Consider the following 23,974-nt stretch of genomic DNA (forward strand, 5'->3'; position numbering starts at 1 on the left):
AGTGTCGCAACACGCCCAGACATCAAAAAAGCGCTTCCTGTGCCTCATGATCAAGCCGTCGCATTACGATGACGACGGCTATGTGATTCGCTGGTGGCGCACGATCATTCCGTCGAATTCGCTGGCCGCGCTCTATGGCATTGCGGCGGACTGCGCGGAACGGCGGATTTTCGGTCCCGATGTCGCCATCGATATCGAGGCGCTGGACGAGACCAACACCCGCATCGACATTGCATCCATCGTCCGGCGTTTCCGCGCCAATGGCAATTTCGGGCTTGTCGCTCTTGTCGGCGTGCAGACCAACCAATATCCGCGCGCGCTCGACCTCGCCCGCCCGCTGCGCGAGGCCGGGATCGCCGTGGCGATTGGCGGCTTCCATGTGTCGGGATGCCTGTCGATGCTCGATAACGACGCGGTCGATCTGGCCGCCTGCCGCGAGCTGGGCGTCGCCATGTTCGCCGGCGAGGCCGAGGAAGGCCGGCTCGACCGGGTGTTCCACGATGCGGCGGCGGGCAAGATGGCGCCGGTCTATAATTTCATGAAGGACCTGCCGGGAATGGAGGGCGCGCCCGTCCCCTTCCTGCCCATCGCCAATCTCGGCCGCGCCTGGGGCAACAGCACGAGTTTCGACGCGGGACGCGGCTGTCCGTATCAATGCTCGTTCTGCACCATCATCAATGTGCAGGGCCGCAAGTCGCGCTACCGCACGGCGGACGACGTCGAAAAACTGGTGCGCCTGAACTGGGCGCAGGGCGTCTCCAAATTTTTCATCACCGACGATAATTTCGCCCGCAACAAGGAATGGGAATCGATTTTCGACCGGCTGATTCTGCTGCGCGAACGCGACGGCATTCCGATCGGCCTGATGATCCAGGTGGACACGCTCTGCCACAAAATCGACGGCTTCGTCGAAAAATCCAAGCGCGCCGGGGTCACCCGCGTGTTCATCGGGCTGGAGAACATCAACCCCGACAATCTCGTCACCGCCAACAAGCGGCAGAACAAGATCACCGAATATCGCAAGATGCTGCTCGCCTGGAAGGCGCAGGGCATCATCACGCTGGCGGGCTATATTTTCGGCTTTCCGTCGGACACGGCGGAAACGATCCGCCGCGACATCGAGATCATCAAGCGCGAATTGCCGCTCGACGGGCTCGAATTCTTCAACCTGACGCCGCTGCCCGGCTCCGAGGACCACCAGACGCTGTGGCGCAAGGGCGTCCCGATGGACCCCGACCTCAACAAATACGATCTGGAGCATGTCTGCACCGCCCATCCGAAAATGAGCAAGGCGGAATGGGAAGGCATTTATCGCGAGGCCTGGTCGCTCTATTATTCGCCGGAACATATGGAAACGCTGCTGCGCCGCGCCGCGGCGACGGGCGTGCGGATGGGCAGCCTGATCCGGGTTCTGGTCACCTTCGCCACCTCGGTCAGCCTCGAAGGCGTACATCCGATCCAATATGGCGTGTTCCGGCTAAAACATCCGTCCGAGCGCCGGCCCGGCCTCAAGTGCGAAAGCGCTTTGCTGTTCTGGCCGCGTTTCGTCGCGGAATCGATCTACAAGGTCGGCGCGGCGGTCAGCCTGAATTTGAAACTTCTGTGGGTGGCGCGCCGCATCGAACGCGATCCCAACGCCAAAAGCTATATGGATCAGGCGCTGACGCCGGTGCGCGACGACGACGAGGCGACCCTCGATCTCCTGACCAAGACCACCGGCGCAGGCGCGGCGCTGGCCCATCTTAAAAAGATCGACAAGCTGACCCACCCGGGCGGCGTCAAGGTCGCCGCCGAGTGAGGCAGGGCTCCGAATTCGGGTGAATTTTGAAACCCGGGGCCGTCATGGCCGTGCTTGTCACGGCCATCCGCGCCCACGAGCCGCGCGATGTTTCCCCAAGACGCCAGAGGGTTCATGCAACTTGAGTTGCCGATGAGGCCACGGCCCGGCGTGATTGCCCGTGACAAGCAGCGGCATGACGGCGTTGTTAACCCGAGTTCGGAGCGCTGCCGAGTCAGGGCGGCAGCCATCGGTTGAACGTGGAGGACGGGGCGCATGCCCTTGTCCCCATGGTCCGTCGTCAGCGGAAATTGTTTTCGGAAATCCTGCGGCGAAAGCAGGAATCTGCGTCAGGACCGGGACGACGTCCTTTGTCGAAGCTTTCCGGGTTTTTCGGCCAGAGGGGCCCGTTCCAGTCCGCACGGATTTCGCAGCAGGCGCACGGCGCCGTCGCCCATTTCATTTGCAACCGTACGATCCGTCGCCCTTGTCTTCCGGACGAAGCCGGATCGCGAACGCCATGCAACCTCATCGCTATCGGCTCCTGGGCGCCCAGCCCTGCATCAAGCCCGTCGGCGCTTCCGAGTCAAATGCGCCGCCCGGAAAGGTTTCGGCAAGGAATGCCGTCAGAAGGATCATCACAAGAATGACGATGACATTAAGCAGAACATGGTCATCCCTCGGCTGTTTGCGCGGGACAGCATTAGCCTTTTTCATCGGAACCTCCTCGATCGACGCGACCCCGTAAAGCGCGCCACCCCAGGCGCACCGCTTATCGACGAAATTTATTTCGCTATTACGAATTATTTGATTTTATTATTCATTGCATTTTCATGTTTGATTTAGACGTGAAAATGCTCTATTCTTTTGTTTTTAAGTCTATTGTTATTCATGCATTTGTTAGGCTATTCTCCAGAAGATCGTATGGAATACACAGTAGTCGGCCCAACTTTGAATTACAGCCCGAGGGGCTTTTGTTTACACCGGGTGGTTCGGCTTTCCCGCCCGGCGCCGCGCCAACCCCTTGACCCAGGCCCCCCGCCGTGATCGATTTGATAGCATTGACGGCGCTCGCGCCTATGTGACCTCGATCACAGCGTCGGCGCCGCGATCGGAGCTGCGGTGGACGCCGTCGGGCGGGCCGGGAGCGTTGGGGATTGCATGAGCGAAGTTCAAAACGCGGCGAGCAACGCGCATCTGTTCGATCAATGCGCCGTGTTCCATACGCTCAGCGACGAGGCCCGCATCGAGCTGCTGAAACGCTCGTCTCGCCGGCATTTTACCTCCGGTCAGGTCATTTTCCGTTATCGGACGCCCGGCCAGAGCATGATGGTCCTTCTCAGCGGCGAGGTCCGCATTTCCCTGCCGGAGCCGAACGGGCGCGTCATCATCCTCGCCGATCTGCAACGCGGCGCCATATTGGGCGAAATGTCGGTGCTGGACGGCGAGGAACGATCGGCAGACGCGACGGCGCTGACCGCCTGCGAGCTGCTGGCGCTGGAGCGCAGCGACGTGTTGGCGTTTCTCGAGCGTCATCCCGGCGTCTGTCTGGACATATTGCATATGGTCTGCGCCCGCCTGCGCGACGCCAACGAACGGACGCTGGACCTCGGTTTTCTCGACGTCCCCTCGCGACTGGCCAAGATGCTGCTGGCGCGGGCGAAAAAGCGCGGCAATGCGGCGCCGGGCGGCGCGACCTTGCGGATCAGCGACAGTCAGAGCGATCTGGCCGCCATGATCGGCGCCAGCCGCGAAAAAGTGAATCGTTCGCTCAAACAGATGCAGCAGCAAGGAATCGTAGCGACGCGCGACGGCCGCATCGAGATTCTGAACCCGGGCGCGTTACAGTCCGTCGCCGGGCTGACCTGATCCGCGCCTTGTCGGAGCTGCAATTCGCTTCCATGGCCAACACGGGCGCAATGGCGCGTTTCGAACGGGTCGATCGGGACAATGAGCCGGGCAGGGCCGGCCGGGCGCCAACATAAGGCGGGTGTTCGAGGACATTCCGCAAACCGATCCCGATGATCCGGAGTTTGTCTGCGGCGGGGCCTATTGGCAGACCCGCTCCCGGGTCGAAGCGCTCACGCCTAAGCCTTGCTGAAGCGGCGCATCGGCCTGAAACCTTCGGCATGGCTGACCTGACGCGACGTTTCGCCCATTCGCGGGCCGGCATTATATTCCCTTGAAACCAAACTGAAATAGATGCTGGGGGTGGCGTCGTCTCGCAACAGGGCTTGGACGATTTTGCTCCAGACGCTCATTGCAGCCTCCTCGATCGCTGGTTGAACCGGCCTCGCGACAGGAAGGCGACGCCATCACCTTATCGATAACACCTTCGGCCTTCGCGCCGCTGTGACGGCAATCACAGCCCGCACACCTTCGTCGGAGCCGGCGCGCCGACGCCAAACCGGAAGGAGGAGGCTTCGCGCCGGCTCAGAAAGACTTCTTGAATTCAAGTCCCGGCGGGTTCAATTTCGGCGACAGGCTTTGGCCCGGAGGCGTGTTGGCCTGACCTTCAAGCGTCATCCCATGTTCGGGCGGCTGCGTCGCCGACAGGGAATTCGGATCGGGTCGCCCATCGATGACTCGCTGAAGATCGGTCACGACGCCCGGAAGCCTGAACTTGTCGAAATCCCCCGAAAAAGCCGGCGTGGCGAGGAGCAGGAAGGAGGCAAAAGTCGCAACATGTTTCATATTTGCCTGTTCTCGTGTTTGCCTGTTCTCATGCGAAAAATGCTGCGAAACCAATAGACTGCGACGCCAATAGACTCAATTCTTGTCCTCTTTTGGGCCGTGGGACGCGTGTTGCCTGCGCTGTTGGACTCTGGCGGGATCGTCCTGTCGAAAGGCCGCGTCAGGCCGAAGCGTTCGATCGGGCGGACTCGATCCGGCTCTCCGCCATATCCAATCCAGCAGGTGTCTGCCGGAGCAATCGCGTGAATGGCCTATCACCGATTTGGGGCCGTCCGTACATGACGGGTTGAAAATGCCTCCCAATACCTTTACCCGTTTGCTCCGCCTGCGCGCGGGGGTTGTGAGATGACCGGGAAAACAGCGCAAAACCAGCGACTTTCGTGGAAAAAGCGCGCGTTTTCGTCAAAAAGACGCCAATTTCCGAGCGTTTTTTTCACCCCTCGCGCGCCACAATCCCCGGTTGCGCTGCGCCCGCCGCCGTCACGGCGCCAGCGCGGCCCATTTGGCGAAAAAGATGGATAAACAGCAGCCTGCGGGCCAATTCGGCCCACCTCCCGGGCCAGGTGTTTCACGTGAAACATAACAAGAACACCGCAAAACCCGGAAATTTTCACCGAAAATGAGGGTTTGAGCCTTTTCACCTTCTTCGCCGAAAAGCGCGCTCACGCCTCCGACTTCGCCTCCGCGGCCATGAATTGCGCCCGCGCCAGAGCGGCGAACTTGCCGTTGCGCGCCACCAGTTCCTCGAACGATCCGCCTTCGACAATTTTACCCTGATCGAACACGAAAATCTTGTTGGCGCTACGGATCGTCGCCAGACGATGGGCGATGACGAAGGTCGTGCGCCCCTTGGTCGCGGCCTCCAGCGCCGCCTGCAACTGCTTTTCGGTCGCGGCGTCGAGCGCCGACGTCGCCTCGTCGAAAATCATGATCGGCGGGTCCTTGAGCAAGGCGCGGGCGATGGAGACGCGCTGGCGCTCGCCGCCCGACAGCGACCTTCCCCTTTCGCCGACCAACGTCTTGACGCCATCGACCTGACGCGCAACGAATTCGCTCGCCTGCGCCCGCTCCAGCGCCAAAGCGATTTCGGCGTCGGTGGCGTCGAGCTTGCCGACGCGCAGATTCTCCTCGATCGAACGGGCGAACAGCATCGGCTCCTGAAACACCACGCCGATATTGCGGCGCAGCGCGACGAGCTTCATGTCGCGAATGTCGATGCCGTCGATCCGGATCGCGCCGCCTTGCGGATCGAACACGCGATGCAGCAGGCTCAGCGTCGTCGATTTGCCCGAGCCGGTCGAGCCGACCAGCGCCACGGTCTCGCCGGGCTGGACCACGAAACTGACGTCGTCCACCGCCTTGCGGCGCTCGTCATAGGCGAAGGTGACCTGTTCGAACGCCACTTCGCCGACAAGCCGGCCGGGGTCTCGGGCGTTGGGCCGGTCGGCGACATTGGGCGCGGTGTCCATCACCTCGAAGAAGTCGGACATTTTCGGCGCCTGCAAGAACAGGTAATTGACGAAGCCGACCAATTGCTCCAGCCGCCCGATCAGCATGGTGGCGAAATTCATGAAGGTGACGATTTCGCCGATGCTGGCGAGCGATTGCAGATGCAGCCAGACGCCGATGACGAAGATCGACAATAGCGTCAGCGTCGCCGAGGCGCGCGTCGCCACCGCCGCCACCGCCCACCAGGACAGCACCGGCAGTTGCGCCGCCAGCACCCGGTCGACGATCCGCCGCAGCCCTTGGGATTCGCTGTCGATGCGGGTGAAGGACTGGATCACCGGGACATTGCCGAGCACATCCGAGGCGCGCTCGGCCAACCGGGCGTTGAAAAGCTCCACCTCCGCCTGCAGGCCCTCGGTCCGGCGCAGCACGAAGGTCGTGAGCAGGCCGAAACAGATCACCAGCACCACCAGCACCGACGCCAGCCGCCAGTTGATGAACAAGGTCAGCGGCAGCAGAATGAACAGCGCCACCATCGACGCGCAGTTTTCGCGGAAAAACGACAGCCACAGGCCGAACATGCCGCTCGCGCCATCGAGCATCACCTTGAGCAGCCGCCCCGAATGGGTGGCGCCGTGAAAGCTCAGCGGCAATTCGAGCAGGTGATCGAAGAAATTGGCCATCACCGCGAGACGCCGCCGATGCGACAGCCGGTCGGCGTAAAGCGCCACCAGCACCGCCGCGCCGATGGAAAACAGCCCGAAGCCGACCCAGGCGCCCAATAGCGGCGTCAGTTCGGGCCAGGTCGGGTTGCGCTGCTGCGCCTGGGCGTTGGTCAGCCGGTCGATGATGCGGCCAAACAGCACCGGCTCGACGAATTGCGCGATGGCCAGTGCGAGATTGGCGAAAACCAGGACAATGGCGAGGCCGCGCTCGGGGGCCAGTTCGCCGAGCACGCGCCGGTAGACCTGCAAGATCGGCATCTGGACTTTGGACATGGGCGCGCGGTCTGGTTGCGGAAGAACCCGGCGACTATAAGCAAATTTTTGCGGCTGTCGCCTGTCCTTCGTTACGGCGGCGCCGGTCGTCAGATGGTCTGGTTATAGGCGCCGACTTCCTTGTTTTCGCGCAAGATCCCGTCCACCGCCTTGAACATGGCGTGGAGATTGGCTTCCGACGCCGGGCTTTCGACGACCACCACCAGTTCCGGCTTGTTGGACGAGGCGCGCACCAGGCCCCAGGTGCCGTCCTCGACGGTGACGCGCACGCCATTGACCGTGACGAGGCTGGAAATCTTCTGGCCGATGATTTTTTCGCCCGCCGCCTCCATCGCCTGAAAACGCGCCACCACCTTGTCCACCACGCCATATTTGGTCTCGTCGGCGCAATGCGGCGACATCGTAGGCGAACCCCAGGTCTTGGGCAGGTCAGCATAGAGATCGGCCATGGTCCGGCCCGGATTGCGGTCGAGCATTTCCAGAATATGCACCGCCGTCAGCAGCCCGTCGTCATAGCCGCGCCCGACCGGCGCGTTGAAGAAGAAATGCCCGGATTTCTCGAACCCGGCCAAGGCGTTCAGATCGTTGACCCGGCGCTTGATGTAGGAATGGCCGGTCTTCCAGTAGTCGGCCTTGACGCCCTGCGCCTTGAGCACGGGATCCGACGCAAACAGGCCGGTCGATTTGACATCGACCACGAAGGTCGCGCCGGGATAGCGTTTCGACAGGTCGCGCGCCAGCATCACCCCGATCTTGTCGGCGAAAATCTCGTCGCCCTTGTTGTCGACCACGCCGCAGCGGTCGCCGTCGCCGTCGAAGCCGAGGCCGACGTCGGCGCCGGTCTCGCGCACCTTGTCGGCCATGGCGTGCAGCATTTCGAGGTCTTCGGGATTGGGGTTGTAGCGCGGAAAATTGTAATCGGGCGTCACGTCGAGCGGGATCACCTCGCAGCCGAGCCGCTCCAGCAGTTCCGGGGCGAAGGCGCCCGCCGTGCCATTGCCGCAGGCGGCGACGACCTTGAGCTTCCGGGTCAATCTGGTGTGGCCGGCGAGATCGTCGATATAGGTTTTGGCGAAATCCTCGACATATTCGTAAGAACCGCCCGGCCGGCTCGCGTAGCGGCCTTCGAGCACGATGTCGCGCAGCCGGCCCATCTCGTCCGGCCCGAAGGTGACGGGGCGCTGCGCCCCCATCTTCACCCCGGTCCAGCCATTGTCGTTATGCGAGGCGGTGACCATGGCGACGGCCGGGCAATCCAGCGCGAATTGCGCGAAATAGGCCATGGGCGACAGCGCGAGGCCGATGTCCACCACCTCCACGCCGCCCGCCATCAGGCCGACAATCAGCGCATTCTTGATCGAGGCCGAATAGGAACGGAAGTCGTGACCGGTCGCCAGCCGCGGCCTGACGCCCATTTCATGCAGCAGCGTGGCGAGGCCGAGGCCGAGCGCCTGCACGCCCATCAGGTTGAGTTCGGCGCCGAACAACCAGCGCGCGTCATATTCGCGAAAGCCGGTCGGCTTGACCAGCGGCAGGCGCTCATAGTCGAAGGTGTTGGGCGTCAGGATGGATACGGGTTTGGGGAACATGAGCGTCTCGCGAAGTTGCGGCCGGCTGCCGGGAAATCAAGCCAGAAAAATCAGACGCGGGCGTAGACGTCCTCGATGCGCACGATGTCGTCCTCGCCGAGATAGGAGCCGGTCTGGACCTCGATCAGTTCGAGATCGATCTTGCCCGGATTGATCAGGCGATGAACCGAGCCGATCGGCAGATAGATCGATTGGTTTTCATGGACCATCACCACCTCGTCATTGCGCGTCACTTCCGCCGAGCCGCGCACCACGATCCAGTGCTCGGCGCGATGATAGTGTTTTTGCAGCGACAGTTTCTGGCCCGGCTTGACGACGATGCGCTTGACCTGATGGCGTTCGCCACTGTCGATCGACTGGTAATAGCCCCAGGGCCGATAGACGCGGCGATGCTCCCGCGCCTCCTTGTGGTTACGGCGCTTCAGCTCATCGACCAGTTGCTTGACCTTGTCGCCATGCTGCGCGCCGAGCACCAGCACGGCGTCGTCGGTGGTCACCACGATCACGTCGCTGACGCCCAGCACCGTGGTCAAGATGTCGTCGGATCGCACATGGACGTTGTGGCCTTCCTGGATGAGGCCGTGGCCGCGCACCGAATTGCCGTCGGCGTCGCGCTCCGACAATTCCCACACCGCCTGCCAGTTGCCGACATCGGACCAGCCGATATCGGCGGGAATCACCGCCGCATGGGAGGTGCGCTCCATCACCGCGTAATCGATCGAGGTTTTCGGCGCCCGCGCGAACGAGGCCTTGTCGAGCGCGAGAAAGCCGAGATCCGTCGTCGCTTTGGCGCAGGCCTGCGCCGCCGCTTCGGCGATTTGCGGCGCGAAAGCCCGCAATTCCTCGCGCATGACGTCGGCGCGGAAGAAGAAATTGCCGGAATTCCACAAATAGCCTTGCGCGATATAGCTCTCGGCGGTGGCGAGATCGGGCTTTTCGACAAAGGCGTCGACCTTGGCGACGCCGGCCTCGGCGGCGATGATTTCGCCGGGGCGGATATAGCCATAGCCAGTGGCGGGCCCGGTCGGCGGGATACCGAGCGTCACGATGTAGCCCTGTTGCGCCGCCTTCGCCGCCTCGCGGCAGAGTTTCCGGAACGCCTCGACCTTGCGCACGGCGTGATCGGCGGCGAAAACCGCGACCACGGCGTCGCTCGACCGGGCCATGGCCAGTTCGCAGGCGACCGCCACGGCGGCGGCGGAATCGCGGCGCTCGGGTTCGAGCACGATCTCGCCCTTGACGCCGATCTCCTCCATCTGCTCCTTGACCAGAAAGCGATAGTCGTGATTGGTGACGATGGTCGGCGCGTCGAAGGTTTCAGGGTCCAGCCGCAGCAGCGTGTCCTGAAAGGTCGAGAGCTTGCCCAACAGCGGAATGAATTGTTTCGGCATGGTCTCGCGCGAGGCGGGCCAGACCCGCGTGCCGGCGCCGCCGCACATGATGACCGGAATGATCTTGTTCATTTTTGCCTCGTTCGGATTGACGGCTGGAACGCATCATGAATGCGTCGATCCGCCTCGCGCGATCCTGTCTACCATAAAAGCTACATGTAACGGATTTCTTGTGCTTTTTCAGCCCCGAAAAGCGACGAGAAGGGCGCCGCAGCCGATCAGGGCGACGCCCAGCCAATTGGTCGTGGAAAGCCGCTCGCCGAGAAACAACACGCCGAATGCAGCGACCAGAACGACGCTGAGCTTGTCGATGGGCGCGACGCGCGCCGCGTCGCCGAGTTTCAGGGCGCGGAAATAGCACAGCCACGAGGCGCCCGTAGCGAGGCCGGACAGCGTCAGGAATGCCAGGGTTTTCGGACTCAGGGCCGTTGGCTGGAGCCGCCCCGTCGCGCTCAGCAGCAGGCCGAGGACCGCGACCACGATCAGGGTGCGAATGAACGTCGCAAAATCGGAATCGACGCCCTCGACGCCAACCTTGGCGAAAATCGCGGTCAGAGCGGCGAAAACCGCCGAAAGCAGCGCCCAGACCGTCCAGGAAGCGGCGAGGTGGTCGAAATCGGGTCTCATGCGCCCCCCTCATTATCGGCCAGCAGCCGCGCCTGATGATCGGCGATCAGCGGGTCGAGGATTTCGTCCAGGGCTTCGCCTTCCATCACCTTGTCGATCTTGTAAAGGGTCAGGTTGATGCGGTGGTCGCTGACGCGCCCCTGCGGAAAATTATAGGTGCGAATGCGCTCGGAACGGTCGCCCGACCCGACCTGGGCGCGGCGGTCCGCCGCGCGGGCGTTGTCGAGTTTTCCGCGTTCGAGATCGAACAGGCGCGAGCGCAGTACGTCCATCGCCTTGGCCTTGTTGCGGTGCTGCGAACGCTCCTCCTGCATCATCACCACAAGACCGCTCGGGATATGGGTGATGCGGATCGCCGATTCGGTCTTGTTGACATGCTGGCCGCCGGCGCCCTGGGCGCGCATCGTGTCGATGCGCAGGTCGCCGTCGGCGATCGCCATATCGACCTCGGTGGCTTCCGGCAGCACCGCGACGGTGGCGGCGGACGTATGGATGCGCCCCTGGGTCTCGGTGGCGGGCACACGCTGCACGCGATGCGTCCCGCTCTCGAATTTGAGGCGGGCGAAAACGCCCTTGCCGCTGACCTGCGCAATGATTTCCTTGAAACCGCCCGCCGTTCCCTCGCTGTGCGAGAGAAGCTCCATCGTCCACCCGCGCATTTCCGCGTATTTCTGGTACATGCGGAACAGATCGCCGGCAAACAGCGCGGCCTCGTCGCCGCCGGTTCCGGCGCGAATTTCGAGAATGGCGTTTTTCTCGTCCGAGGCGTCGCGCGGCAGCAGCGCCAGCCGCAGGTTTTTTTCCGCCTCCGCCAGTTGCGCCCGCCGCTGCGACAATTCGTCTTCCGCCATTCCCCGCATTTCGGCGTCGGAAGCCGGATCGCAGGCCAGCGATTCCAGATCGGAAATTTCCCGGCTCAGGGCGCGAAAAGCCCCGATCGCCGCGACCACCGGCTCCAGTTCCGACAATTCGCGCGACAGCGCCGAAAACGCCGAGGCCTCGACGGCCCCCGACAGGCGATGGCCAATCTCCTCATGACGGCGCGCGATGAGATCGAGTTTTTCGGGCGGCAACATGATGAAAAATCCGGCGACAATCTGGGCGGGAAAAGACGGGAGAAAAGCACGCGAAAAGGCCGCCCGCTACAAGGGAACGCCAAATCTTTCGGCGAAGCAGCGCAATTCGTGGCGCACCGAAACCAGATCGTCGGGACGGTCGATCATCGGCGTCAGGAATTCGCGCGTCGCCTTGAGATCGGTGGCGAGAATCGCCGCCTTGACCGGACCGATCGCCGAAGGCGCCATCGACAAGCCCCTGTAGCCGATCGCCGCCAGGGCAATGGCTTCCAGCGGCTTGCCGCCCATTTCACCGCACAAGGTGACCGGCGTCCGATGCCTTGCTGCGACATCGACGATGGATTTGAGGGCGCGCAGATTGGGCGGCGACAAAGTGTCGAAACGCGCCGCCACCCTTTTGTTGTCGCGATCGACGGCGAACAAATATTGCGTCAGGTCGTTCGAGCCGACCGACAGGAAATCGGCGAGGCCGCAGATTTCGTCGAGCTGCCACAACAGCGACGGCACCTCCACCATCACGCCGAGCTTGAGTTCGGTCGGCAATTCGTAATCGTGCCGGCGCAGGAATTCGATCTCGCGCTCGCAGACCGCCTTGGCCTGCGAAAACTCAGCCGTCGTCGCCACCATCGGGAACATGATGCGCATTTCCCGACCGGCGCCGGCGCGCAGCATCGCGCGTAGCTGCATCCGCAACAGGCCCGGCCGGTCGAGGCCGATCCGGATCGCGCGCCAGCCCAGGGCCGGGTTTTCCTCTTCCATCTTGGCCATGTAGGGCAGGACCTTGTCCGACCCGATGTCGAGGGTGCGGAAAGTCACCGGTCGTCCATCGGAGACCTCGATTACCTTCTTGTAGAGCGCATATTGCTCCGACAGCCGCGGAAAGCTCGACGCCACCATGAATTGCAGTTCGGTGCGGAACAGGCCGATGCTCTGCGCTCCGGCCTCGGCGACATGCTGGCAGTCGATCAGCAGCCCGGCGTTCATGTGCAGACCGACACGCACGCCGTCGCGGGTGACGGCGGGCACATCGCGCAGCTTGTGGTATTGTTCCTGGCGGCGCGCCCGCAGCCGCGCCTTCTCGCCATAGGCCGCCTCGACATCGGGCGGCGGCCGCAGCTGCACCTCGCCGGTGGCGCCATCGACGATGATCGGATCGCCGGTTTCGACGAGATCGGTGATGCTCTGCACTTCGCCGATCGCCGGAATCCCCAGCGCCCGGGCGATGATCGCGACATGGCTGGTCGGTCCGCCATCTTCGAGCACCAGCCCACGCAAGTTGGCGCGGTCATATTCGAGCAGCGCCGCCGGCCCCATGTTGCGCGCCACCAGAACGGCGTTCGCCGGCAAGGACCCGCCATGGGCCGCGCCCTGGCCGGTCAGTTGCTGGAGCAGGCGATTGGCAAGATCATCGAGGTCGTGCAGCCTTTCGCGCAAATAGGGATCGGTCTGGCGCTGCAATTTGGCGCGGGCGTCGTTCTGCACCCTTTCCACCGCCGCCTCGGCGGTCAGGCCGGACTCCAGCGCCTCGCGAAGGCGCCGCAGCCAGCCGCGATCGTTGGCGAACATGCGCACGGTTTCGAGCACGTCGCGATGTTCGCCCGCCCCGTAGCGGTCGCCGCGCGCGATCAGCATGTCGATCTGCTCGCGCATCGCCGCAATGGCCTGGTCGAGCCGGCGGGTTTCCGCCGCCGGGTCTTCGGCGACCAATTGCTTGATGACGATGCGCGGCTCGTGAAGCACCACATGGCCGAGGCCGACGCCCTCGCTCAGCGGCGAGCCGCGCAGGGCCATCGGTTTTTGCAGGCTCAGACTCTGGCCGGGCTGGGCCAGCGATTGCAATTCGCCCGAGGCGATCATTTCGGCCAGCAGCATGGCCGTGGTCTGAAGCGCCTCTACTTCCTCCTCGGAATAAGTCCGCCGGGCGCGATTCTGCACCACCAGCACGCCCAACGTATTGCCGCCGCGCAAGATCGGCACGCCAAGGAAGGATTGGTAGATTTCCTCGCCGGTTTCCGGGCGATAGGAAAAGGACGGATGGGCCTGGGCGTCGGCGAGCGCCAGCGCCTCGGCTTTTTCGGCGATCAGGCCGACCAGGCCTTCGCTGGTGGTCAAGGTGGTGAGATGGACCGCCTCGCGGTTCAGACCTTCGGTGGCGTAAAGCTCAAGCTGGCCGTCGGAACGCAGAACATAGACCGAGCAGACTTCCGCCACCATGTTGGCGGCGATATGGATGACGATCCGGTCCAGCCGCGCCTGCGCGCTCACCGGCTCCGCCATGACCTCGCGAAGCCGGCGCAGAAGCAGACGGGGTCCGCCCATGGCGCCGCGCATGTTTCCTATCCTGTCCGGCAGACGCGAGACCCGCGCCTGCCAATCGCAAAATTGACGATTCGCTCGCCGACCGCACCTGACGATCCTATAGGGATGCAATGTCCGGACCGCAAGCGCGGGCTTGAAAACCGGGCCTGGAACACGAGGTTGGACATGGCGAACATGTATGCCGGCAAGCCGGTTGTGTCGCGCTGCGCGAATGTCCGACCAGGGCGGCGCGAGGGCTGTCCGGTTACGCCTTGTCGAGGCCGTAAAGCGTATGAAGCGTGCGCACCGCCAGTTCGGTATAGGCGGCGTCGATCAGCACCGAAAATTTTATTTCCGAAGTGGTGATGGCGCGGATATTGACGCCTTTCTGCGCCAACGCGCGGAAGGCCGCCGCCGCCACGCCGGCATGGCTGCGCATTCCGACGCCAATCGCCGAAACTTTCACCACGTCGGTCGAGGCCTGAATCGAGGAAAAGCCGACCTCGGCCCTGGCCTTTTCCAGCGCTGCGCGGGCGCGCTCGAATTCCGCCGCCGGCACGGTAAAGGTGATGTCGGTGGTCGCGGCGTCGTCCGAGACCACCTGGACGATCATGTCCACATTGATATTGGCCTCGGCCAGAGGCTGAAAAATCGCCGCCGCGACGCCGGGCTTGTCGGCGACCTTGCGCAAGGTGATCTGCGCTTCGTCTTTCGAGAAGGCGATTCCGGTCACGACCTGCTGTTCCAAAATATCCTCCTCGTCGCAAATCAGCGTGCCAGGCTGAGGGTTGGCCGGATCGTCGAAGGACGAACGCACGAAAGTCTTGACCCCATGCACCATGGCGACTTCGACCGAACGCACTTGCAGCACCTTGGCGCCCAGCGAAGCCATTTCCAGCATTTCCTCGAAGGCGATCCGGTCGAGCCGGCGCGCCCTGGCCACGACCCGCGGGTCGGTGGTGTAGACGCCGTCGACATCGGTATAAATGTCGCAACGATCCGCCTGAATCGCCGCCGCGATCGCCACGGCGCTGGTGTCGGAGCCGCCGCGTCCGAGCGTCGTGATCCGCCCGGTGGCCGGATCGAGACCCTGAAAGCCGGCGATCACAGCTACTTCATTAGCGCCAAAACCTTCGATCAGCCGCGCGCCGTCGATTTTCTCGATCCTCGCGGAACCATGGGCGCCATCCGTTTCGATCGGTATCTGCCAGCCCTGCCAGGAGCGCGCCGGAATTCCCATTTCCTGCAAAGCAGTGGCCAGGAGCCCGGAGGTCACCTGTTCGCCGGATGCCACCACCGCGTCATATTCGCGCCAATCGTGAACCGCGCCGGCCTCCTTGACCCAGCCGACCAGTTCATTGGTCGTGCCGGACATCGCGGAAACCACCACCGCCACTTCGAACCCTGAATCCACTTCGCGTTTGACATGACGCGCCACATTGCGGATTCGTTCGATATTGGCGACCGAAGTGCCGCCGAATTTCATCACCAGACGCGCCATAATGCCCAGATCGGTTTCATCGTTCATGGTGTCGATCGCGACTTTTCGCGCTCGACCATTCCCTCGCGCCGGCCCCAGGACGACCAAAGACCGCCGTCTTTCGACGGGCTTCGAGCGCCATCGGCAGAACCCGTTCCGGCAAGGGCGGGAAGGGCTATAAAACTCGCATCGCGCGCGCGGGGCGGCTATACATGACGGGGCGGACCAATTGTGTCAACGCTCCCTTGGCCATTGATTTTCAGGTTGGGCAATGTCGGAATCCTTCAAGCAAGCAGTCGGAAGCGTCGATGCGTCGGAACTGGCGCGTTTCGCCAAACTGGGCGACAGCTGGTGGGACCTTTCCGGTCCGCAACGTGCGCTGCACAAGATGAATCCCCTGCGGGTCGGCTATTTGCGCGACCTTTTCTGCGCGCATTTTCCACTCGGGAGCGGGCCCCGCGACCGCAAAGGCAAACAGCCGCTGGCCGGATTGCGGCTGGTCGATCTCGGCTGCGGCGGCGGACTCCTCGCCGAACCTTTGGCGCGACTCGGCGCGCAGGTCACCGCCGTCGATCCGGCGGAGGAAAATATTCTGGCCGCCCGCCGCCACGCCGAAGCCGGCGGACTGACCATCGACTATCGCCCGGTCACCGTGGAATCGCTTGCCGAATCCGGGGAAACCTTCGATGCGGTTCTCGCCATGGAAGTGCTGGAGCATGTCGCCGACGTCGATGGATTTTTGCGCGCCGCAGCGAGGCTGGTCCGCCCCGGCGGGTTGCTGGTCGGCGCGACCTTGAACCGGACCCTGAAAAGCTATGCTTTGGCGATCGTCGGGGCTGAATATGTCCTGCGCTGGGTCGAGCCCGGCACCCATGACTGGTCGAAATTCCTGCGGCCGGAGCAATTGCTCAAGCCGCTCGTCGCGGAAGGACTGACGGAAATTGACCGCGCCGGCGTCGTCTATCATCCGCTGCGCGACCGGTGGCGGCTGTCGGGCGACACCGACGTCAATTACATTCTCGCACTCGCGCGCCCGTCCGCAACATAAAACGGCCCCTCCCAAGGGGCCGTCGAAGGCGACGTCGGATTAGGATCAGGCGGCGATGGCTTCTTTGAGCTCGTTGAGCTGGTCGAGCTTTTCAGCCGCCAGTTTTTTGGCTTCCTCGGTCTTGGCGTCGGCGAGATCTTCCTCGGCGTTCTTGATCTCGGCCGCGAGGCGCGCGGAGTCGAACTGCTCCAGCGGCGCCGCCTGTTCGGCCAAAAGGGTCAGGCCGCCATCGGCGACATCGGCGAAGCCGCCGCGCACGAACAGCCGAATCTTCTTGGCGGCGGTTTCCTCGATCTCGACAATGCCCGCCTTGAGGACCGTCATCACCGGCGCATGATCCTTGAGGACCGTGAACTGGCCTTCGATTCCCGGAACGACGACGGCTTCGACTTCGCCGGTAAACAGCAGCCTTTCCGGGGACACCAACTCGAAGTGAAACGTCGCCATCTGACTCTCCGTTAAAACCGGTTTTGCTTCGCGTGATCAGCCACGCTTCGCGGAATCAGCCAGCCTGGGCGGCGAGCTTCTGCGCCTTTTCCACGGCTTCCTCGATGGCCCCAACCATGTAGAAGGCCGCTTCCGGCAGATGGTCGTATTCGCCGGCGACAAGTCCCTTGAAGCCCTTGATCGTATCGGCGAGCGAAACCAGCTTGCCGGGCGAACCGGTGAACACCTCGGCGACATGGAAAGGCTGCGACAGGAAGCGCTCGATCTTGCGCGCGCGGGCCACGACCAGCTTGTCCTCTTCGGAAAGCTCGTCCATGCCGAGAATGGCGATGATGTCCTGCAACGACTTGTAACGCTGGAGCGTCGATTGCACCTTGCGGGCGATGTCGTAATGCTCTTCGCCGACGATGAGCGGGGACAGCATGCGCGAGGTCGAGTCGAGCGGATCGACCGCCGGATAAATGCCCTTTTCGGCGATCGAGCGCGACAGCACGGTGGTGGCGTCGAGATGGGCGAAGGACGTGGCCGGGGCCGGATCGGTCAGATCGTCGGCGGGAACGTAAATCGCCTGCACCGAAGTGATCGAGCCTTTGTTGGTGGTGGTGATGCGTTCCTGCAGCAGGCCCATGTCGGTGGCCAGCGTCGGCTGATAGCCCACCGCCGAGGGGATGCGGCCGAGCAGCGCCGACACTTCCGAACCGGCCTGGGTGAAGCGGAAGATGTTATCGACGAAGAACAGCACGTCCTGGCCCTTGTCGCGGAAATGTTCCGCGACGGTCAGGCCTGTGAGCGCGACGCGGGCGCGGGCGCCCGGAGGCTCGTTCATCTGGCCGTAGACCAGCGCGCATTTGGAGCCGGCGGTCGAGCCATTGTTTTCCTTGGGGTCCTTGTTGACGCCGCCCTCGATCATTTCATGATAAAGGTCATTGCCTTCGCGGGTGCGCTCGCCGACACCGGCGAACACCGAATAGCCGCCATGGGCCTTGGCGATATTGTTGATCAATTCCATGATCAGCACGGTCTTGCCGACGCCGGCGCCGCCGAACAGGCCGATCTTGCCGCCCTTGGCGTAAGGCGCGAGCAGATCGACGACCTTGATGCCGGTCTCGAGAATCTGCGCTTCCGTCGCCTGCTCGGCATAGGAAGGCGCCGGCTGGTGAATGGCGCGAAAACCGTCATTGGGCACGGGACCCGCCTCGTCTACCGGCTCGCCGATGACGTTGATGATGCGGCCCAAGGTGCCCTCGCCGACCGGAACCTGGATCGGCGCGCCGGTGTCGCGCACCGGCTGGCCGCGAACCAGACCTTCGGACACGTCCATGGCGATGCAGCGCACCGAGCTTTCGCCCAGATGCTGGGCGACTTCGAGAACCAGGCGATTGCCGTTGTTCGAGGTTTCCAGCGCGTTCAGGATTTGCGGCAAATGACCGTCGAACTTGACGTCGACGACGGCGCCGATGACCTGCGTGACGCGGCCCGTGGGCAAAGAGGCTTCAGCCATTGTTGGTCCTCACATTTTCCATGACGGTCAGAGCGCTTCGGCGCCCGAGATGATTTCGATCAGTTCCTTGGTGATCATCGCCTGACGCGAACGATTGTAGATCGTCGTCTGCTTCTTGATCATTTCGCCGGCGTTGCGCGTGGCGCTGTCCATGGCGCTCATGCGCGCGCCCTGTTCCGAGGCGGCGTTTTCCAGGAGAGCCCGGAACACCTGCACGGAAATATTGCGCGGCAGCAAAGTGGCCAGAATTTCGTCCTGGCCCGGCTCATACTCATAGGCCGCTTCGCTGACCGCGTGGCCGGCGCCGATCTGGGCGGGAATCAGTTGCTGGGCGGTCGGAATCTGCAGGATCACCGAGCGGAATTTCGAATAGAACAGGGTCGCGACGTCGAATTCGCCGGCCTCGAACCAGCCGATGATCTTCTTGCCGATCGGATCGGCGTTCTCGAAGGCGAGCTGGCGCACCGAGCGCAGGTCGATCAGTTCGACGATCTGCTTCTCGAACTGGCGGCGCAGCTGGTCGAAACCCTTCTTGCCGATGCACAAAATCTTGACCGTCTTGCCTTCGGCCTGCAGGGCGAGGACCTTTTCGCGCGCCAGCCGGACGATCGACGAATTGAAGCCGCCGCACAGGCCGCGCTCGGCGGTGGCGACAACCAGCAGATGAATCTGGTCCCGGCCATTGCCGGAGAGCAACGCCGGCCCGGCGCCGGCGGCGACGCCTGAAGCGAGATTCGCGAGAACGATATCCATGCGCTCGGCATAGGGACGGGCGGCTTCGGCGCCCTGCTGCGCGCGGCGCAATTTCGCCGCCGCCACCATCTGCATGGCCTTGGTGATTTTCTGCGTCGCCTTCACGGAGGCGATGCGATTGCGTAGATCCTTCAACGAGGGCATGGTTTTCCGCTCGGCTGCCGCCCCCGGGCCGGTTTATCCGGCCAGCGGGGCGATCAAAAAGGCGAGCCCGTCGCGGCGACGGCAGGCTCGATGCGAATTCAGGCGAAGGACTTGGTAAAGCCCTCGACAATCGACTTGAGCTGGGCCGCCGAAGCGTCGGAGAGATCCTTGGACGAACGGATCGCTTCGAGCAGATCGCCATGGCTGGTGCGCACCAGGGCGAGAAGACCGTCTTCATAGGCCTTGATGCGGTTGACCGGCAGCGCGTCAAGATAGCCGTTGACGCCGGCATATATCACCGCGACCTGCTCTTCCATTTTGAGCGGCGCGAACTGCGCCTGTTTCAGAAGTTCGGTCAGGCGCGAGCCACGGTTGAGCAAGCGCTGCGTAGTGGCGTCGAGATCGGAGCCAAACTGGGCGAAGGCGGCCATTTCGCGATATTGCGCGAGCTCGCCCTTGATCTTGCCTGCGACCTTCTTCATCGCTTTGGTCTGGGCGGCGGAGCCGACGCGCGACACCGACAGGCCGACGTTCACCGCCGGGCGGACGCCCTGATAGAACAGGTCGGTTTCGAGGAAGATCTGGCCGTCGGTGATCGAGATCACATTGGTCGGAATATAGGCCGACACGTCATTGGCCTGGGTTTCGATCACCGGCAAGGCCGTCATCGAGCCGGCGCCATTGGCGTCGTTGAGCTTGGCTGCGCGTTCGAGCAGGCGGCTGTGCAGATAGAACACGTCGCCGGGATAGGCTTCGCGGCCCGGCGGGCGTCGCAGCAGCAGCGACATCTGGCGGTAAGCGACGGCCTGCTTGGTCAAATCGTCATAGACGATCAGCGCATGCATGCCGTTGTCGCGGAAATATTCGCCCATGGCCGCGCCGGCGAAGGGGGCCAGGTACTGCATCGGAGCCGGATCGGAGGCGGTGGCGGCTACGACGATGGAATATTCCATCGCGCCGTGCTCTTCCAGAACCTTCACGAACTGGGCGACGGTGGAGCGCTTCTGGCCGACCGCGACATAGACGCAGTAAAGCTTGGCGCTTTCGTCCGTGCCCTGGTTAATCGACTTCTGGTTGAGGATGGCGTCGAGCGCCACCGCCGTCTTGCCGGTCTGGCGGTCGCCGATGATCAGTTCGCGCTGGCCGCGCCCGATCGGGATCAGTGCGTCAATGGCCTTGAGGCCGGTCGCCATCGGCTCATGCACGGATTTGCGCGGAATGATGCCTGGGGCCTTGACGTCGACCCGCGAACGCTTGGCGGCGACAATCGGGCCCTTGCCGTCGATCGGATTGCCGAGCGCGTCGACGACGCGCCCGAGCAATTCCTTGCCGACGGGAACGTCGACGATCGAACCGGTCCGCTTGACCGTCTGGCCTTCCTTGATTTCGCGGTCGGAGCCGAAAATGACGACGCCGACATTATCGGCTTCGAGGTTCAGGGCCATGCCCTGAATGCCGTTTTCGAACTGCACCAGCTCGCCGGCCTGGACGTTGTCCAGACCATAGACGCGGGCGATGCCGTCGCCGACGGACAGAACCTGACCGACTTCCGTGACCTGAGCTTCATTACCGAAATTGGCGATTTCGTTTTTCAGAATCGCGGAAATTTCTGCGGCGCGGATATCCATCAGCCGACCTCTTTCATGCGTGTGCGGAGCGAGTTGAGTTTGGTTTTGAGCGAGGCGTCAACCTGTCGGGAGCCAAGCTGGACGACAATGCCGCCAATGAGCGAAGGATCGACTTGGACGTTGACCTTGACCGTCTGCCCGCCCGAGACCTGACGCAACGCCTCTTCGAGCGCGGCGGATTGATCGGGCGAAAGCGGCTCGGCGACGGTGACCTGCGCATGGGTCACGCCCTTGGCCCGGTCGTTGAGCGCGCCAAAGGCGCGGATCATTTCCGGCAGGACGAACAGGCGGCGCTTGGCGGCGACGAGTTTGATGAAATTGGCGGTGATGCCGCCATAACCGAAATGGCTCAACAGCGCCGTGACGGCCTTGAGTTGTTCCTCGGCGGAAAACACCGGGCTGACGATAAAACGCTGCAAGTCGGCGTTTTCGGCGATCAGGTCGCCAAAATTATGCAGGGCGTCGGCGACGGCGTCGGTGGTTTGGGTGTCCTGCGCGAGGGAGAACAGGGCCTGGGCATAGCGCTGCGCGACACCGGATGTCGGATTCTTCGAGTCGACGACTTCAGCCACGCGGAAACGCCCCTTTTAGCTCTCGAAAGACAATCCAGCCCGACCAAGCCCGACGCGAAGCGTCGTATCGACGGAAAGTCCGAACTGTCAGGAAACGGGAAACCGGCAAGCCGCACTTCCCGAAAGGCGGGCGTGAGGTAACATAGGGCGCCACGCCGCGCAACCCTGAGCGAAGGGGCGAAAGTAGGGCTTTGGGCTTATTTACAAAATAAAGAGCCGAAAACTCATAAAAAACTTTGCGGATCGACATCGACCGACACGGTTAATCCGCCGCGCGGTTTTGGCGCCGTGGCCAGCATCTGCCGCAGGCAGCCCTGCAGGTCGGCGCGGCGCGGCGCCTTGATCAGGAGGCGAAATCGATGCTTTCCGCGCAGCATGGCGATCGGGGCTTCCGCCGGGCCCAGCACGACGATGTCGTCTTCCCCGGAAAGCTGGCCGGGCGGGCAAACGCTCCAGCCGGGCTTTTCCGGCGCAAGGCAGGCGGCGCGCGCCAGCGCGCGGGCATGGATTTCGGCCGCCGCGCGGTCCGGCCCGGCGACGATCACCGCGGCGAGCCGGCCGAAAGGCGGCAGGCGGGCGTCGCGCCGCATCTGGGTCTCTTCGAGGTAGAAGCGCTCGAAATCGCCCGACAGCAGCGCGCGCAGCACCGGATGTTCTTTCTGGAACGTCTGCAACAGGGCGCGGCCCGGCTTGTCGCCGCGACCGGCGCGGCCCGCCACCTGATTGAGCAATTGAAAGGTGCGTTCGGCGGCGCGCGGGTCGCCATTGGCAAGGCCGATATCAGCATCCACGACGCCGACCAGAGTGAGAAAAGGGAAATTATGGCCCTTGGCGACAAGTTGCGTGCCGATCACGAGATCGAACCTGTGTTCCGCCACCGCCTGCAATTCGGCGCGCATTCTTTCCGCGCCGCCCGGCAAGTCGGAGGACAGCACCAGCATCCGGACGTCGGGAAACAGCGCCGCCGCCTCCTCGGCCACCCGCTCGACCCCCGGCCCGCAGGCGTCGAGCGAATCCGCCGCGCCGCATTCGGGGCATTGCTCGGGACGGCGCTCGATATGGCCGCAATGATGGCACGCCAGAGCGCGGCGAAGACGATGTTCGACCAGCCAGGCCGAACAGTTCGGGCATTGGAACCTGTGGCCGCAGGCCCGGCACAGGGTCAAAGGCGCGTAGCCGCGACGGTTGAGGAACAGCAAGGCCTGTTCGTGACGCGCGAAATTCTGGCGTAGGGCTTCGACGAGGCGCGGCGACAGGAATTTTCCGCGCGGCGCCGGCTCCAGGCGCAAATCCACCGCTTCGATCGCCGGCAGATCGCGGCCGGCGAAGCGATTGTCGAGGCGCAGATGGGCATAGCGGCCCTGGCGGGCATTTTCGCGCGTCTCGATGGAAGGGGTCGCGGAGGCCAGCACGATGGCGCAGGATTCGATGCGCGCGCGCACCACCGCCATGTCGCGGGCGTGATAGGCGACGCCCTCGTCCTGCTTGTAAGCCTGATCGTGCTCCTCATCGACGACGATCAGGCGCAGTTGGCCGAAGGGCAGGAAAAGCGCCGAACGCGCGCCCGCCACCGCGCGCGTCTGGCCTTCGGCGACGCCGCGCCACACCCGCGCCCGGCGTCGCGGCGACAGTCCGGAATGCCATTCCGCCGGACGATGGCCGAAACGCGCGGCGAACCTTTCGAGAAATTGAGCCGTCAAGGCGATTTCCGGCATCAGGATCAGCGCCTGGCCGCCCTCGCGCAAGGCCTGCGCCACCGCCTCGAAATAGACTTCCGTCTTGCCGGAGCCGGTCACGCCTTCGAGCAGGATCGGCTGGAAGGCCCGGGCGGCGACGGCATCGCCCATGACGCGCGCCGCCCGCGCCTGATCGGGCGACAGGGCCGGTTGGGCGAAGTCGGGGTCCGGCGCCTCCGACGCGGTCGGCGGCGGAAGCGCCAGAGGTTCGAGCGCGCCGTCGTCGATCAGGGCGTCGATGACGCTGGCCGAAACCCCGGCCAACCGCGCCAGCTCGCTCTTGCCGATCGTTTGACCGCCTTGCGCGGCGTCGAGAACCCGCTGGCGCGCCTCGGTGAGGCGGCTCGGCGCCGCGCCGGTCAGGCGCAGGCCGATCCGCGCCGGCTCCTCCCCCGCATCCAGCGCGCCGCGCGTCGCCAGCCGCAGGACGCCGCCCAGCGACGCGAGCGTCCAGCCGGCGACCCAATCGATGAAGGCGCGCAATTTCGCCGGCAGAGGCGGCTGGTCGAGCCGGCGAAGAACCGGCTTGAGATTGCCGCCGCCCCCGCGGCGCAAGCCCCAGACGACGCCGAAAGCCTCGCGCGTCCCCAGCGAAACCCAGACGAAATCGCCTTCCGCGAGCCGCAGGCCGCCCGGGATTCGATAGGACCAGGGGCGATCGACGGCGACGGGGACGAGGACGTCTGCGATGTCGGGCGCTTCGGGGGGGCACGGCTCGCTCATTTTTCCCGCCCGGCCGCCAAGCCCTGAATCAAGCTCTGTCGCC

General features: G+C 63.7%; 19 protein-coding genes. 3 read left to right on the top strand and 16 right to left on the bottom strand.

What is annotated here, in order from left to right:
• Positions 1–46: 46 nt before the first annotated feature.
• Positions 47–1,798 (top strand): radical SAM protein, encoded by a 1,752-nt coding sequence (locus QZY01_RS19070; protein ID WP_294540413.1) that lies wholly within the window; start codon positions 47–49, stop codon positions 1,796–1,798.
• A 513-nt stretch (positions 1,799–2,311) separates the two neighbouring features.
• On the opposite strand, the gene QZY01_RS19075 is transcribed toward QZY01_RS19070, so the two are convergent.
• Entirely contained in the window at positions 2,312–2,494 is a 183-nt protein-coding gene (locus QZY01_RS19075) for a hypothetical protein (protein ID WP_294540349.1), read from the bottom strand.
• A 444-nt stretch (positions 2,495–2,938) separates the two neighbouring features.
• Here QZY01_RS19075 and QZY01_RS19080 point away from each other — a divergent pair, with 444 nt between their 5' ends.
• Entirely contained in the window at positions 2,939–3,646 is a 708-nt protein-coding gene (locus QZY01_RS19080) for a Crp/Fnr family transcriptional regulator (RefSeq protein ID WP_294540351.1), read from the top strand.
• A 218-nt stretch (positions 3,647–3,864) separates the two neighbouring features.
• On the opposite strand, the gene QZY01_RS19085 is transcribed toward QZY01_RS19080, so the two are convergent.
• The 9 genes from QZY01_RS19085 to QZY01_RS19125 form a co-directional block, all read right to left on the bottom strand.
• Positions 3,865–4,038, bottom strand: a complete 174-nt coding sequence (locus QZY01_RS19085; RefSeq protein WP_294540352.1) for a hypothetical protein — start codon at positions 4,036–4,038, stop codon at positions 3,865–3,867.
• A 172-nt stretch (positions 4,039–4,210) separates the two neighbouring features.
• Positions 4,211–4,471 carry a hypothetical protein gene (locus QZY01_RS19090; protein ID WP_294540354.1) on the bottom strand — a complete coding sequence of 87 codons (261 nt, stop codon included), beginning with the start codon at positions 4,469–4,471 and terminating at the stop codon, positions 4,211–4,213.
• 662 nt (positions 4,472–5,133) lie between these two features.
• Positions 5,134–6,903 carry a glucan ABC transporter ATP-binding protein/ permease gene (locus QZY01_RS19095; RefSeq protein WP_294540415.1) on the bottom strand — a complete coding sequence of 590 codons (1,770 nt, stop codon included), beginning with the start codon at positions 6,901–6,903 and terminating at the stop codon, positions 5,134–5,136.
• A 104-nt stretch (positions 6,904–7,007) separates the two neighbouring features.
• Positions 7,008–8,507, bottom strand: coding sequence for a phosphomannomutase/phosphoglucomutase (locus tag QZY01_RS19100; RefSeq protein WP_294540355.1), 1,500 nt, complete (start codon positions 8,505–8,507; stop codon positions 7,008–7,010).
• Positions 8,508–8,557: 50 nt separating this feature from the next.
• Complete coding sequence (locus QZY01_RS19105) at positions 8,558–9,970, bottom strand: mannose-1-phosphate guanylyltransferase/mannose-6-phosphate isomerase (protein WP_294540357.1); 1,413 nt, start codon at positions 9,968–9,970, stop codon at positions 8,558–8,560.
• Positions 9,971–10,078: 108 nt separating this feature from the next.
• Positions 10,079–10,525, bottom strand: coding sequence for an EamA family transporter (locus QZY01_RS19110; protein WP_294540359.1), 447 nt, complete (start codon positions 10,523–10,525; stop codon positions 10,079–10,081).
• Entirely contained in the window at positions 10,522–11,601 is a 1,080-nt protein-coding gene (gene prfA / locus QZY01_RS19115) for a peptide chain release factor 1 (RefSeq protein WP_294540360.1), read from the bottom strand. Before prfA ends, QZY01_RS19110 begins: the two co-directional genes overlap by 4 nt.
• A 66-nt stretch (positions 11,602–11,667) precedes the next feature.
• Positions 11,668–13,932, bottom strand: coding sequence for a phosphoenolpyruvate--protein phosphotransferase (gene ptsP / locus QZY01_RS19120; RefSeq protein WP_294540361.1), 2,265 nt, complete (start codon positions 13,930–13,932; stop codon positions 11,668–11,670).
• Positions 13,933–14,164: 232 nt separating this feature from the next.
• On the bottom strand, positions 14,165–15,400 hold the full coding sequence (locus QZY01_RS19125) for an aspartate kinase (protein WP_294540417.1): 1,236 nt from the start codon (positions 15,398–15,400) through the stop codon (positions 14,165–14,167).
• 250 nt (positions 15,401–15,650) lie between these two features.
• Here QZY01_RS19125 and ubiG point away from each other — a divergent pair, with 250 nt between their 5' ends.
• Positions 15,651–16,427: a bifunctional 2-polyprenyl-6-hydroxyphenol methylase/3-demethylubiquinol 3-O-methyltransferase UbiG gene (ubiG, locus tag QZY01_RS19130; protein WP_294540363.1), complete on the top strand. Its 777-nt coding sequence runs from the start codon at positions 15,651–15,653 to the stop codon at positions 16,425–16,427.
• Positions 16,428–16,472: 45 nt separating this feature from the next.
• Here the strand turns inward: ubiG and QZY01_RS19135 are convergent, their stop codons facing one another.
• The 6 genes from QZY01_RS19135 to QZY01_RS19160 form a co-directional block, all read right to left on the bottom strand.
• The gene (locus QZY01_RS19135; protein WP_294540365.1) at positions 16,473–16,874 is read right to left on the bottom strand and encodes a F0F1 ATP synthase subunit epsilon; all 402 of its coding nucleotides are present in this window, start codon (positions 16,872–16,874) and stop codon (positions 16,473–16,475) included.
• 55 nt (positions 16,875–16,929) lie between these two features.
• Complete coding sequence (atpD, locus tag QZY01_RS19140) at positions 16,930–18,375, bottom strand: F0F1 ATP synthase subunit beta (protein ID WP_294540367.1); 1,446 nt, start codon at positions 18,373–18,375, stop codon at positions 16,930–16,932.
• Between the two features lie 27 nt (positions 18,376–18,402).
• The gene (locus tag QZY01_RS19145) at positions 18,403–19,272 is read right to left on the bottom strand and encodes a F0F1 ATP synthase subunit gamma (RefSeq protein ID WP_294540369.1); all 870 of its coding nucleotides are present in this window, start codon (positions 19,270–19,272) and stop codon (positions 18,403–18,405) included.
• A 98-nt stretch (positions 19,273–19,370) separates the two neighbouring features.
• Positions 19,371–20,900, bottom strand: coding sequence for a F0F1 ATP synthase subunit alpha (gene atpA / locus QZY01_RS19150; RefSeq protein ID WP_294540371.1), 1,530 nt, complete (start codon positions 20,898–20,900; stop codon positions 19,371–19,373).
• Positions 20,900–21,472, bottom strand: coding sequence for a F0F1 ATP synthase subunit delta (locus QZY01_RS19155; protein WP_294540373.1), 573 nt, complete (start codon positions 21,470–21,472; stop codon positions 20,900–20,902). The genes atpA and QZY01_RS19155 overlap by 1 nt, the downstream gene beginning before the upstream one ends.
• Before the next feature lie 224 nt (positions 21,473–21,696).
• Positions 21,697–23,931 carry a primosomal protein N' gene (locus tag QZY01_RS19160; protein ID WP_294540375.1) on the bottom strand — a complete coding sequence of 745 codons (2,235 nt, stop codon included), beginning with the start codon at positions 23,929–23,931 and terminating at the stop codon, positions 21,697–21,699.
• Positions 23,932–23,974: the final 43 nt, after the last annotated feature.

Origin of the sequence: uncultured Rhodoblastus sp., assembly GCF_903903185.1 — a bacterium.
Classification (GTDB): domain Bacteria; phylum Pseudomonadota; class Alphaproteobacteria; order Rhizobiales; family Beijerinckiaceae; genus Rhodoblastus.

Coding starts and splice junctions, on each gene's coding strand:
- QZY01_RS19145 (WP_294540369.1), bottom strand. CDS start 19,272: ATGCCCTCGTTGAAGGATCTACGCAATCGCATCGCCTCCGTGAAGGCG.
- QZY01_RS19125 (WP_294540417.1), bottom strand. CDS start 15,400: ATGGCGCGTCTGGTGATGAAATTCGGCGGCACTTCGGTCGCCAATATC.
- QZY01_RS19085 (WP_294540352.1), bottom strand. CDS start 4,038: ATGAGCGTCTGGAGCAAAATCGTCCAAGCCCTGTTGCGAGACGACGCC.
- QZY01_RS19070 (WP_294540413.1), top strand. CDS start 47: ATGATCAAGCCGTCGCATTACGATGACGACGGCTATGTGATTCGCTGG.
- QZY01_RS19095 (WP_294540415.1), bottom strand. CDS start 6,903: ATGCCGATCTTGCAGGTCTACCGGCGCGTGCTCGGCGAACTGGCCCCC.
- QZY01_RS19160 (WP_294540375.1), bottom strand. CDS start 23,931: ATGAGCGAGCCGTGCCCCCCCGAAGCGCCCGACATCGCAGACGTCCTC.
- QZY01_RS19075 (WP_294540349.1), bottom strand. CDS start 2,494: ATGAAAAAGGCTAATGCTGTCCCGCGCAAACAGCCGAGGGATGACCAT.
- QZY01_RS19135 (WP_294540365.1), bottom strand. CDS start 16,874: ATGGCGACGTTTCACTTCGAGTTGGTGTCCCCGGAAAGGCTGCTGTTT.
- ubiG (WP_294540363.1), top strand. CDS start 15,651: ATGTCGGAATCCTTCAAGCAAGCAGTCGGAAGCGTCGATGCGTCGGAA.
- QZY01_RS19110 (WP_294540359.1), bottom strand. CDS start 10,525: ATGAGACCCGATTTCGACCACCTCGCCGCTTCCTGGACGGTCTGGGCG.
- ptsP (WP_294540361.1), bottom strand. CDS start 13,932: ATGCGCGGCGCCATGGGCGGACCCCGTCTGCTTCTGCGCCGGCTTCGC.
- QZY01_RS19100 (WP_294540355.1), bottom strand. CDS start 8,507: ATGTTCCCCAAACCCGTATCCATCCTGACGCCCAACACCTTCGACTAT.
- atpD (WP_294540367.1), bottom strand. CDS start 18,375: ATGGCTGAAGCCTCTTTGCCCACGGGCCGCGTCACGCAGGTCATCGGC.
- QZY01_RS19105 (WP_294540357.1), bottom strand. CDS start 9,970: ATGAACAAGATCATTCCGGTCATCATGTGCGGCGGCGCCGGCACGCGG.
- atpA (WP_294540371.1), bottom strand. CDS start 20,900: ATGGATATCCGCGCCGCAGAAATTTCCGCGATTCTGAAAAACGAAATC.
- QZY01_RS19090 (WP_294540354.1), bottom strand. CDS start 4,471: ATGAAACATGTTGCGACTTTTGCCTCCTTCCTGCTCCTCGCCACGCCG.
- QZY01_RS19080 (WP_294540351.1), top strand. CDS start 2,939: ATGAGCGAAGTTCAAAACGCGGCGAGCAACGCGCATCTGTTCGATCAA.
- prfA (WP_294540360.1), bottom strand. CDS start 11,601: ATGTTGCCGCCCGAAAAACTCGATCTCATCGCGCGCCGTCATGAGGAG.